Origin of the sequence: Paracoccus subflavus, from assembly GCF_004310345.1 — a bacterium.
GTDB classification, from domain to species: domain Bacteria; phylum Pseudomonadota; class Alphaproteobacteria; order Rhodobacterales; family Rhodobacteraceae; genus Paracoccus; species Paracoccus subflavus.
Genome location: NZ_SISK01000010.1, coordinates 101,191 through 112,199, shown reverse-complemented (window position 1 = coordinate 112,199; position 11,009 = coordinate 101,191). Strand labels below are relative to the sequence as shown.

Sequence of the window (11,009 nt, the reverse complement as noted above, 5' to 3'; positions counted from 1 at the left end):
GACCAAGGTCATGGAAAAACGCCTGTGCCGCATCCTCACATGGTACGACAACGAATGGGGCTTCTCGAACCGAATGTCCGATACCGCCGTCGCAATGGGCAAAATGGGGTGAGGGGGGGGGTGCCAGAGGGCCAGAGACCGACCCGAGGCTCTTGATGTTATCGGTGCCCCTGAAAGGGCATCCACGAAACGGCCGGATGGCAGGACGCCTTCTGGCATCGCGGCGCCACGATCCGCCGCCCACGCTGCCTGACGGAGATTTTCCATGGCCCTGATTACGCTACGCCAACTTCTTGATCACGCTGCCGAACACGTCTATGGCGTGCCTGCCTTCAACATCAACAATATGGAGCAGGGTCTGGCGATCCTGAACGCCGCCGCCAGATGCGAGGCGCCGGTCATCCTCCAGGCCAGCCGCGGTGCGCGGTCCTATGCCGGGGACATCATGCTGCGCCACATGATCCAGGCGCTGGCCGAAATGCATCCCGGCATCCCGATCTGCATGCACCAGGATCACGGCAACAACGAGGCGACCTGCCTTTCGGCGATCCGGCACGGCTTCACCTCGGTGATGATGGACGGCTCGCTTCGCGAAGACATGAAGACCCCGGCCGACTGGGACTACAACGTCGCCATCACCGAACGCGTGGCCCGCATGGCACACTGGATCGGCGCCTCGGTCGAGGGCGAGCTGGGCGTTCTTGGCTCGCTGGAAACGGGCGAGGCCGGCCAGGAGGACGGATCGGGCGCCGAGGGCAGGCTCAGCCACGACCAGCTTCTGACCGATCCCGACGAAGCGGCCGAGTTCGTGCGCCTGACTAGGGTCGACGCGCTGGCGATCGCCTGCGGCACGTCGCACGGCGCCTACAAGTTCTCGTCCAGGCCCACCGGCGAGACCTTGGCGATCAACCAGATCGAAAAGATCCATGCCAGGATTCCGAACGTGCATCTTGTGATGCACGGGTCATCCTCGGTGCCGCAGTATCTTCAGGACATGATCAACGAGTTCGGCGGCGAGATGCCCCAGACCTATGGCGTCCCCGTCGAGGAGATCGAGCGCGGCATCAAATCCGGCGTGCGCAAGGTCAATATCGACACCGACAGCCGGATGGCGATCACCGCCCAGTTCCGCAAGGTGGCGACATCCCACAAGACCGAGTTCGACCCCCGCAAGTTCACCATTCCCGCGATGCAGGAAATGGAAAAGCTTTGCCTGGACAGGTTCGAAAGATTCGGCACGGCGGGCAATGCCGCAAAGATCAAGCCGATCCCGCTGGACGACATGGCCCGGCGCTATGCCTCGGGTGCGCTCGATCCCGTGGCCGCCGCCGGGCTGGCGGCAGAGTGAACCCCGTTACGGGCGGCGCATTGCTGCCCGCCCGCCTGCCTTGAAAGGACCAGACCCATGAGCTTCAACCGTTCCATCAAGATCGCCCCCTCGATCCTGTCGGCCGATTTCGCCGATTTCGGACGCGAAATTCAGGCGATCGAGGCCCAAGGCGCCGACTGGGTCCATGTGGATGTCATGGATGGCCATTTCGTGCCGAACCTGACCTTTGGTCCCATGGCGGTCAAGGCGTTCCGGCCGCATGTCAAGACCGTCATGGACGTGCATCTGATGATCGCGCCGGTCGATCCCTATATTCAGTCCTATGCCGATGCGGGCGCGGATGTGCTGACCGCGCATGTCGAGGCCGGGCCGCATATCCACCGGACGCTTCAGGCGATCCAGGGGGCGGGCATGAAGGCGGGGGCCGCCCTGAACCCCGGCACTCCGGCCGAGGCGGTGGCGCATCTGCTGGACATGCTGGATCTGGTCTGCGTGATGACGGTGAACCCCGGCTTTGGCGGGCAGAAGTTCATCGACATGACGCCCAAGATCCGCGCCCTGCGGACCATGATCGGCGACCGCCCCATTCACATCCAGATCGACGGCGGCGTCGATCCGGGAACGGCGCCAAAGGTCGTGCAGGCGGGCGCCGATGTTCTGGTGGCAGGATCAGCGGTGTTCCGCGGCGGTTCGGTCGCCGATCCGACGGTTTACGGCGACAATATCCGCGCCCTTCGCGATGCAGCCCAAAGGGCCGCCCATGCCGCTTGAAGCACTGATCTTCGATGTGGACGGCACGCTGGCCGAAACCGAGGAACTGCACCGCCAGGCCTTCAACGACACCTTTGCCGACCAGGGAATCGGCTGGACCTGGAGCCGGGCCGATTACCGCCGCCTGCTGCTGACCACCGGCGGCAAAGAGCGGATCGCCCGGCACATGGCCGACCTGGGACTGGACCCGGCCAGCCTTGATATCCCCGCGCTGCACCGGGCCAAGACCGACCGATACAGTGCGCTGATGGCGGCGGGCGGGCTGGCCCTGCGCGACAGCATCGCCGACCTGATCCAGGAGGCCCGCAGTGCCGGGCTGCGGGTGGCGATTGCCACCACGACCAGCCGTCCCAATGTGGATGCCCTGTGCGCTGCGACCTTTGGGTTGCCGCCAGAGGCGATTTTTTCGGCAATCGCCTGTGGCGATGAGGTGGCGGCAAAGAAGCCATCGCCCGAAATCTATGATCTCGCGCTGGAGCGTTTGCATGTGACGCCGTCGCAGGCCGTGGCCTTCGAGGACAGCACAAACGGGCTGCGTTCGGCACTGGCCGCAGGTTTGCCCTGCATCGTTACTCCATCGGTCTATACCGCAGGCGACGATTTCTCGGGCGCGCTTGCCGTGGTGGACAGCGTTGCCGATCTGGGCGGGATCGACGGGATTGTCCGCCTGATCTGCGCCGATCAACCCGCCTAAGGAAGCGCCTGCATCCCCCCTCGCCCGAAACCGCACCCACAGAAAGTACAACACCATGAGCGGCGCCCTTGTCTTCGACCTTGACGGTACGCTGGTGGACAGCGCCCCCGACCTTCATGCCGCAGCGAACCGGATGCTGGCGGATGTCGGGGCGATGCCCTTGACGTTACAGCGACTGACCAGCTTTATCGGTCACGGCATCCCCAACCTGGTTCGTCTGGTGATGGAGGATCGCGGCATTCCTGCGTCCCGCAGCGCCGAAATGAACGCAGCCATGCTGACCCATTACACCGCCAGCCCGGCCACTCTGACCCGGCCTTATGGCCATGTCCCCGAAACGCTTGCCGCGCTGAAGGCCGGGGGATACCGCCTTGGCGTCTGCACGAACAAGCTGCGCGCGCCCAGCATCAGCATCCTTGAGGCATTGGACCTTCTGCGCTTTTTCGATGTGGTGATCGGCGGAGACAGTTTGCCTGAGAAAAAGCCCGACCCGGCGCCGTTGCAGGCCGCCTTTGCCGCGCTTGCGGCGCCAAGGCTTTTGTACATCGGCGACAGCGAGGTGGACGCCGAAACCGCACGTCGGGCGGATGTGCCGTTTGCGCTGTATGCGCATGGCTATCGCAAGACCCCGGCCGAGGAATTGCCGCATCTGTTCGTCTTTGAGGATTTCCTGTCCCTGCCCGGCCGGATCGATGCCATGAAGGCCGATATGCCTTCTTGAGGGCGGGAACCCCCGCTCTCGTGGCCCCCGACCTCGCCCTCCGGCCAGGATCGCCCCGCCGCCGATCGCGGGGCGCGGGTCAGGTCTTGCGCCGCGTGTTTTTGCCGTTCGCTTTGCCCGATCGGGCCTCCGGGAACCGCTCGACCACCTTCAGGGCATAATCGCCTCGCACCCATGTCAGGACGCGGGTCAGCATCGCGCGCAGGGCTTTTTGCTCGTCCTCGCTGAGGGGTTCCAGCATCAGCGCCTCGAGCGAAAGGCTGATCGGATCGGCCTGGTCGCAAAGCTCCTGCCCGGTCGCGGTGATGGTCAGCGTGAACTGCCGTGCATCGACGGGCGAATTCGTGCGCTTGACAAGATCGGCCTTGATAAGGCGGGACAGCATCCGCGATGCGGCCGTCCGTTCGAACCTGGTCAGCTTTGCAAGCTGGGTAAAGGTGATGGACGGATTGTCCCGAACCAGCCGCAGAACGCGAATTTCGTAGACGGTCCAGCCAAACCGCGATTCGAAAATCCGGCCGGCATTGCCGATCCCGTCTTCGGCGATGGACGCGAGTTGATAGGTCAGGCTTTGCTTCAGCATAAAAAAACCGGGATTGCATGAGGGGGAAGGCTAATCAAAAAACATGCGTCCAGCAACAGTTGCAAAATGCAATTATTTCCCCTATCGCTATGATGGCGCGGGCCAGCCCGGAACAAGAATGCCCGCCGCTGTTTCAGGGAGAAAAACCATGCCTGCTGCTTATCCAGCCGAGGCCGAGGCGCCCGGCGATGATGTCGAGCGTCGGGGCCAGATCTCGCACAGCCGTCTTATTGCCGCCTGCACCATCGGCAACGCGCTCGAGTTCTTTGATTTCGTCGTCTTCAGTTTCTTTGCGCGCACCATCGGCGCACTGTTCTTTCCGGCGCAGGACGCGACCGCGCAACTGCTGTTCGCCTTTGCGACCTATGGGGTGGGCTTCCTGATGCGGCCGCTGGGTGGCGTGGTGCTGGGCGCCTATGCCGACCGCAGGGGGCGCAAGCGGGCGACGGTGGTGACGCTGATGCTGATGGCCCTGGGGACCGGAATGATCGGCCTGGCCCCGGTCTATGCCACGGCAGGCGTCCTGGGTCCGGTCATCATCGTGCTGGGCCGCCTGATCCAGGGCTTTTCGGCCGGAGGAGAGGTCGGGGCGGCCACCACGCTGCTGGCCGAACATGCACCAGCCGACCGCCGCGGCTTTTTCGGCTCGTGGCAACTGGCCAGTCAGGGCCTGGCGGTGCTGGCCGGTGCTGGCGTCGCGCTGATCATCAACAGCGCTCTGACGCCCGAACAGGTCGCGGCCTGGGGATGGCGCATCCCGTTCCTGATCGGCGTCGGCATCGTTCCGGTCGGCCTGTGGCTGCGCCGTGCGCTGAAGGAAAGCCACGCCAACGAACAGCACGCCGAAACGCGCGCGGTGTCGTCGCTGCGGTTGGCGATGGGGTCGCATCTTCCCCGCATCCTGACCGGTGTCGCCCTTATCATCGGCGGCACGGCGGCGAATGCAGTCGTGGTGCTGTACATGGCGACCTATGCGGTCACGCAACTGGGCCTGTCGCCGACCGCCGGGCTGCTGGCCGGGGTCACCGCCGGGTTCGTGACCCTTGTGGCATCGCCCATCGGCGGGGCGATCTCGGACCGGATCGGCCGAAAGACGGTCATCCTCGTTTCCTATCTGCTGCTTCTGGTGCTGATCTATCCGGCCTTCCTGTCCCTGAATGCCAACCCGACGCTGGGGACGCTGCTGACCATCGTCGCGGGCCTGGCGATCCTCAACGCCACGGGCGGGGCCACCGTCATCATCACCCTGGCCGAGATTTTTCCGGTCGAGGTGCGGGCCACAGGCATGTCGCTGGTCTATGCCCTGGGGGTCGCCATCTTCGGCGGGTTCGGCCAGTTCATCGTGACCTGGCTGATCCAGGCCACCGGCAGCCCGATCGCGCCCGCCTATTACGTCATGGCCTGTTCGCTGGCGACGGTTCTGGCGCTGAGGGCGGTTCCCGAAATGCGGGGCAAGACCCTGGACTAGCCCCCAGGGAGGCGACGGGTCAGGGTGCAGAAGCTGTCCTGCCGTCCAACCGGCGTTCCAATGCCGCCGTTCCGGCAGCCGGCCTATTCGAACTCCATCTCCGAAAAGACTACGCCGGCATTCTTGGTGGCCAGTTCCTCGAAGGTGTCCATCCAGCTCCATTGGGACTGATCGACATAATAGGCCTGGGACAGGTCGCCGCCATTGTCCAGATGCTCGGCGATCTTGGCGCGCAGATCCGTAAGATAGCCGACCGTCGCATGGCGCACGGTTTCCAGATCGGTCGGCGCGCCGTGGCCGGGCACGATGATCCGGGGGTCCAGCGGTTCCAGTTTGGTTTCAAAGGTTTCGATCCAGCAAGGGGTGCAGGTTCCCTGAAAGATCGGCGGCATCCGTTCGGAAAAGGCGATGTCGCCCGCGATCAGCACCTTGCTGTCCGGCAGCCAGACCTGCGTGTCGCCGGGCGAATGGGCCGGGCCAAGGTGCAGCACCTCGATCCTTGTGTCGCCCATCTGGATGTCCTTGCGGTCGGAAAAGGTTTCCGCAGGCTCGACGATGCTGGTGCCTTCGGCGTTCTCGCGCGCATAGGATCTGAGGGATTCGAGCCCGCCCGGCCCCTCGCTGTCAAGGAACGCCCGGGCGGCGTCCTCGTGGGCAAGGCTGGGGACGCCCTGCGCGGCCCAGTAGCTGTTGCCCAGCATCGAATGGCCCTGGCCGTTTTCGTTGATGACCAGCCTGACCGGCTGGTCGGTGATCTTGCGGATCTCGGCGTGCAGCGCCTCGGCCAGCTTCCACGACGCGCCGCCGTTGACCACCGCCACCCCGTCCGAGGTGACGATGAAGGACAGGTTGTTGTTGTGGCCCGCATTCTCGTAGGTCGGCGGCTGGGTGGCGCCGATCGCGCTATAGATGCCCGGCGCCACCTCGACCGGCGCACTGTAGAGAACCGAGCCGGGATATTTGTCAGGCGCGTCCTCGGCCTGCGCCGTGGTCGCCAGAACCGTCAGGGCGGCTGCGATCATCCGAATCCCGGACCCCATCGTCACACCTCGCTTTCAAAGGTAAACGCCTCGCCCTCGCGGCGGACGCGGCCGATGCCGCCATCTGGCAGGTGATAGCCAAGGATCGTCCAGCCCTGGTCCGCCAGTTGCGCCAGCGTTGCGGCCCGTGTCCGGGCGGCAAGCTCGGGGTCGTGATCGGTCGCGGTGCCCAGATCGGGGCGGGCAAAACCGGCCAGCATGGTGACGAAATCGCCGGTCACGAACAGACCGCTTTCCGGCGTGCCGACCTGGAAGGACATGTGGCCGGGCGTATGGCCGGGGGTCATGACGGCGCGGATACCGGGCAGAACCTCGGCCCCGTCCTCGAAGCGCGTGATCCGGTCGCCCACGACGGTCAGACGGCGCATGGCGCCCGCCGCAAAGGACTGGCGTTCCTCGCCGATGGTGTCCATCGTGGCAGGATCGGTCCAATAGTCGAATTCGGCCTGGCCCATGTGCAGGGCGGCATTAGCGAACAGCGGTTCGTCGAAATCGTCCAGCAGGCCCCACAGGTGGTCGGGATGGCCGTGGGTGAAAACGACATCCGTCACATCCTCGGGGGCGACATCGACGGCGGCAAGCGCCTCGGCCAGCTTGCCGGCCGTGGGCACGAAGTCGGGACCGGAGCCCACGTCGAACAGCACCACCCGGTCCCCCTGGCGCAACAGCGTGACGTTCAGCGGGCTGCGCACCACCGCCTGCGGGTCGATCCCCAGGCTGCGCAACAGGTCGGTCCGTTCGGATTCGGGAATGGTCGAGAAGGCAAAGTCGGGCGGAAACTCGATATGGCCGTCAGACACGCTGTCGATGCGCAGGTCGCCCGCGGTCATCGTCGTGACGGCCCAGCCGCGCGCCGGACCGATCGGCAGGGCTGCGGTGGCGATCAGGGCGGCGGAACGAACCAGAAAAAAGCGGCGGGCGATGTGCATGGCAATGTCCTTGGGGTCAGCGGGGCGGGGATTGCGGTTCTAGCGGGCAAGGATGTCGGCGATGTCCTGGCCGGTGGCCGGGCCGTCCGCCGCCGCCCATTCCAGAACGGCCAGCAGATCGTCGGCCTCCAGGACGCCGGGAATGACCGCCATGGCGGCGCGGCCGACATCGGCCTCGGGGGGCGGCGTCCGGGGCAGGAAGATCAGCGTGGGGGTGACGGCGACGCCCCATTTCGCGACGGCCCGCTTTTCGGTCAGAACCTCGCCGTCCATGTCGGTCAATTCGGTTCCGCCGAACAGATCGACCTGAACCACGTCGAACCGCTCTCGGATCAGGCTGTCGATACGGGGATCGGTCAGCACCTCGTTGTGCAGCTTGGCGCAGTAGATGCAGCCCCTTTGCTCGACGATCAGCAGCAGGTGGCGATCGGCGGCCGCAGCATCCTGAAGGTCTTCGGCCAGAACCTTGAAGCCGTTCTTCAGCCAGTCCGGCTTGTGCAGGCCGTCGTCGCCCAACGGCACAGAGCCGGCGGCGACCGGTTGGGACAGCAGCATCAGGGAAAGGAAAAGGCGTTTCATCGTGTTGTCGCACTCCAATCCATGTTGTTCACCATCACGGCGGCGATCCGGTTGACCCCGTCCGTGGCGATCAGGACCGCGAACAGGATCAGCATGGCGCCCATGACCCGCTCGACCATGCCCAGCATCCGCTGGTGTCGCGAAACCCAGTCCAGGAAGGGCCGGGCAAAGAACGCGATCACCACAAAGGGCAGGGTCATCGCCAGGCCATAGACCAGCAGCAACGCCCCCCCCTGCCACAGGCTGTCCTGTCCCGAGGCGAGGAACAGGATCGCGGCAAGGGCCGGACCCGCGCAGGGGGTCCAGCCGAACCCGAAGGCCAGCCCCATCAGATAGGCGCCCCCCAGCGTCGCCGGATTGCCCGAGGACTCCATTCGTGCCTGCCGATACAGGAACGGGATGCGGATGACGCCCAGAAAATGCAGTCCGAACACCCCCAGGATGCCGGCCGCCACCCAGGATAATTCCGTCCGCCAGCGGGAAAAGGCCGATCCGATCGCCGTCGCGCCCAGGCCCAGCATCACGAAGATCGTCGTGACGCCCAGCGAAAACGCGATGGCCCCCAGCACGAGCCGCCGCCGCGCAAGCGGATCGATCCCCCGAGAGCCCCTGATCTCGGTGATCGAGATCCCCGCCAGATAGCACAGATAGAACGGCACCATGGGCAGGATGCAGGGCGACAGGAACGACAGCAATCCCGCAACGGCGGCACCGCCAAAGGAGATTTCGGGCATCGGCAACCTTCCGGCAAGTCAGGCGGAACAGGACAGGGCTTTTCCACCGCGCTTGCAATGACACCTTTATATCATCATATTGAAATACGTATCTGCACCCGTCAATGCGGTTCCCATGGCCTCGACCCTGAATCCGGTCTGTTTCCGCCTTGCTGCCGTGATCGCGGCCTTGGCGATCCTGTGCGCGATGGCCGGTGCCGCATCGGCAGCACCCTTCCAGCTCTTGATGTTCGAGCGCGATGGATGCAGCTATTGCCGGCAGTGGAACGAGGAGATCGGCCCGGCCTATCCCAAGACCCCCGAAGGCCAGGCCGCGCCGTTGCAGCGCCTTGATGTCTATGCGCCCCTGCCCGAGGATGTCACCCTGACCGGGCGTCCGCCGGCCTTCACGCCCACCTTCGTGCTGTTGTCCGAAGGACGCGAGGTCGGCCGGATCGAGGGCTATGCGGGGGATCAGTTCTTCTGGGTGATGCTTGAACGCCTTTTGCACGACGCGGGATGGTCGGCGGCCGATCCGGCCGGCGCCGTCCCGTCCGAGCCGGCGGATTCCGGCCCCTGACGGTTAACGCCTCATGAAAGCACGAGAAACGATCAGATGAACAAGACAGCCATCCTTGGGGCGTGCACCGCGTTTGCGGCCCTTTTCCTGATCCACGGCCAGGCAGCCGCACAGGACGCGTCCGCGCCGGACACCGAAAGCACTGCCTATGTCCGCACGGTCGAAGGGTCGTTCGACGACGTGGCCTTTGCCGTCGAACAGGCGATCACCAACGAAGGACTGGTCATCGACCTGACAAGCCATGTCGGCGAGATGCTGTCCCGCACCAAGGAGGATGTCGGCGGCGCCAAGGATCTGTTCACCCAGGCCGACATCTTCAGCTTCTGTTCGGCAACGGTTTCGCGCCAGGTGATGGAGGCCGATCCGGCCAACATCCAGTACTGCCCCTATACGATCTTTGTCTATGAGCGGGCCGACGAACCCGGCACGGTTGTCGTGGGCCACCGCTATTATCCTGGCGAGACGATGAAGCCGGTGAACGACATGCTGACCGGTCTGGTGGACACCGGAACCGAATAGCCGCGCATCGGGTCGGTCGGATGGCCGGAACCCTATACATCCTCGGGCAGCAGCAGCCGCTGCAGGCCCACCCAGGCCCCGGCGGCGATCGCCATCAGCGTCACCGGGCCTGACCAGGCCAGCACGGCGGTGCCGGTCAGTCCCTGCCCGATGGTGCAGCCCATGGCGATGACCCCGCCGATGCCCATCATGATCGCCCCGCCCAACTGGCGGCCCAGCTCGCGCGGATCGTCGCAAGCCTCCCACCGGAAACTGCGGCGCCACAGCGAGCCTGCCACCGCCCCGGCCAGCGTGCCCAGCACCAGACCGACCGAGAAGGACGGCAGCGTTCCTGTCGCGGTCATCAGATACAGGATGGTCCGGCCCACCGGCGCGGTATAGGACGGACCTTCGACGGAAACGGCATCCATGCCGCGGCCCGCCACCAGCGTGGTGCCGACAAACGCCAGAACAACGGACAGTCCGACGCCAATGGCACAGATGATCGTTCGAGTCGAATGGCGCACCTGCGGATGGCGAAGCCCCGCTGCGATCAGCGCAAGCCCCAGGGCCGCGGCCGGCCAGACCGGATCGAGTCCCGTCAGGGTCGAGAACGCCTCGGCGATCCCGGATCGCCCGTCCTGCTCGGTCTGGGGAAAGACGAACACGCGCAGCGGCGCCAGCGGCCCGGCAAGCGTGGCATAGGTGGCGATCCCCAGGACCACTACGATCAGCACCGACCGGATGTCGCCGTCGCCGGCCCGCACCAGGGCCCCGAACCCGCAATTTCCCGCCATGGCCATCCCATAGCCGAACAGCAGCCCGCCCGCGATGCTGGCCACGGGGTTCCAGGCGATGGCGTGATGCAGGCTGCGGCCGATGTCGATCATGCCCCAGGCATCGGCCAGATGGGTGGAAAGAATGGCGACACCCAGCGCAAGGCTCCAGATATGAAAGCGGCGGAAATCCTGGCCGATCAGCGCCGTTTCCAGGGCGCCCAGCGTGCAGAAATCGCCCAGCCGCGCGCACAGCCCCAGAAGGATGCCGACCCCCAGGCCAACCATGCCGGCCTGCAATCCCGCCGCGATGTCCGCTGTCATGGC

At 65.3% G+C, this 11,009-nt stretch carries 13 protein-coding genes and 1 pseudogene; 8 read left to right on the top strand and 6 right to left on the bottom strand.

What is annotated here, in order from left to right:
• The 5 genes and pseudogenes from EYE42_RS13175 to gph all read left to right on the top strand — a co-directional run.
• Positions 1-112: pseudogene (locus EYE42_RS13175) on the top strand (erythrose-4-phosphate dehydrogenase); the annotation flags it as partial.
• A gap of 153 nt (positions 113-265) precedes the next feature.
• Positions 266-1,348, top strand: coding sequence for a class II fructose-bisphosphate aldolase (gene fba / locus EYE42_RS13170; RefSeq protein ID WP_130991782.1), 1,083 nt, complete (start codon positions 266-268; stop codon positions 1,346-1,348).
• Between the two features lie 57 nt (positions 1,349-1,405).
• The gene (gene rpe, locus EYE42_RS13165; RefSeq protein ID WP_130991781.1) at positions 1,406-2,101 is read left to right on the top strand and encodes a ribulose-phosphate 3-epimerase; all 696 of its coding nucleotides are present in this window, start codon (positions 1,406-1,408) and stop codon (positions 2,099-2,101) included.
• The gene (locus tag EYE42_RS13160) at positions 2,091-2,795 is read left to right on the top strand and encodes an HAD family hydrolase (protein ID WP_130991780.1); all 705 of its coding nucleotides are present in this window, start codon (positions 2,091-2,093) and stop codon (positions 2,793-2,795) included. Before rpe ends, EYE42_RS13160 begins: the two co-directional genes overlap by 11 nt.
• 55 nt (positions 2,796-2,850) lie before the next feature.
• Positions 2,851-3,516: a phosphoglycolate phosphatase gene (gene gph, locus EYE42_RS13155; protein ID WP_130991779.1), complete on the top strand. Its 666-nt coding sequence runs from the start codon at positions 2,851-2,853 to the stop codon at positions 3,514-3,516.
• A gap of 79 nt (positions 3,517-3,595) precedes the next feature.
• On the opposite strand, the gene EYE42_RS13150 is transcribed toward gph, so the two are convergent.
• The gene (locus tag EYE42_RS13150; protein WP_130991778.1) at positions 3,596-4,099 is read right to left on the bottom strand and encodes a MarR family winged helix-turn-helix transcriptional regulator; all 504 of its coding nucleotides are present in this window, start codon (positions 4,097-4,099) and stop codon (positions 3,596-3,598) included.
• A 148-nt stretch (positions 4,100-4,247) separates the two neighbouring features.
• Between EYE42_RS13150 and EYE42_RS13145 the strand changes: the two genes are divergently transcribed.
• The gene (locus EYE42_RS13145) at positions 4,248-5,567 is read left to right on the top strand and encodes an MFS transporter (protein WP_130991777.1); all 1,320 of its coding nucleotides are present in this window, start codon (positions 4,248-4,250) and stop codon (positions 5,565-5,567) included.
• 83 nt (positions 5,568-5,650) lie between these two features.
• On the opposite strand, the gene EYE42_RS13140 is transcribed toward EYE42_RS13145, so the two are convergent.
• The 4 genes from EYE42_RS13140 to EYE42_RS13125 are packed head-to-tail and all read right to left on the bottom strand — an operon-like array spanning position 5,651 to position 8,849.
• Entirely contained in the window at positions 5,651-6,589 is a 939-nt protein-coding gene (locus EYE42_RS13140) for an MBL fold metallo-hydrolase (RefSeq protein ID WP_130991776.1), read from the bottom strand.
• 20 nt (positions 6,590-6,609) lie between these two features.
• Entirely contained in the window at positions 6,610-7,536 is a 927-nt protein-coding gene (locus tag EYE42_RS13135) for an MBL fold metallo-hydrolase (protein WP_130991775.1), read from the bottom strand.
• Positions 7,537-7,575: 39 nt separating this feature from the next.
• The gene (locus EYE42_RS13130; RefSeq protein WP_130991774.1) at positions 7,576-8,115 is read right to left on the bottom strand and encodes a thioredoxin family protein; all 540 of its coding nucleotides are present in this window, start codon (positions 8,113-8,115) and stop codon (positions 7,576-7,578) included.
• Positions 8,112-8,849: a cytochrome c biogenesis CcdA family protein gene (locus EYE42_RS13125; protein ID WP_130991773.1), complete on the bottom strand. Its 738-nt coding sequence runs from the start codon at positions 8,847-8,849 to the stop codon at positions 8,112-8,114. Before EYE42_RS13125 ends, EYE42_RS13130 begins: the two co-directional genes overlap by 4 nt.
• A gap of 115 nt (positions 8,850-8,964) precedes the next feature.
• Between EYE42_RS13125 and EYE42_RS13120 the strand changes: the two genes are divergently transcribed.
• Both EYE42_RS13120 and EYE42_RS13115 read left to right on the top strand, forming a co-directional pair.
• Positions 8,965-9,408, top strand: a complete 444-nt coding sequence (locus EYE42_RS13120; RefSeq protein WP_211657947.1) for a thioredoxin domain-containing protein — start codon at positions 8,965-8,967, stop codon at positions 9,406-9,408.
• Positions 9,409-9,444: 36 nt separating this feature from the next.
• Positions 9,445-9,927: a DUF302 domain-containing protein gene (locus tag EYE42_RS13115; protein WP_130991772.1), complete on the top strand. Its 483-nt coding sequence runs from the start codon at positions 9,445-9,447 to the stop codon at positions 9,925-9,927.
• Positions 9,928-9,959: 32 nt separating this feature from the next.
• Here the strand turns inward: EYE42_RS13115 and EYE42_RS13110 are convergent, their stop codons facing one another.
• Complete coding sequence (locus tag EYE42_RS13110) at positions 9,960-11,006, bottom strand: YeeE/YedE family protein (protein WP_130991771.1); 1,047 nt, start codon at positions 11,004-11,006, stop codon at positions 9,960-9,962.
• Positions 11,007-11,009: the final 3 nt, after the last annotated feature.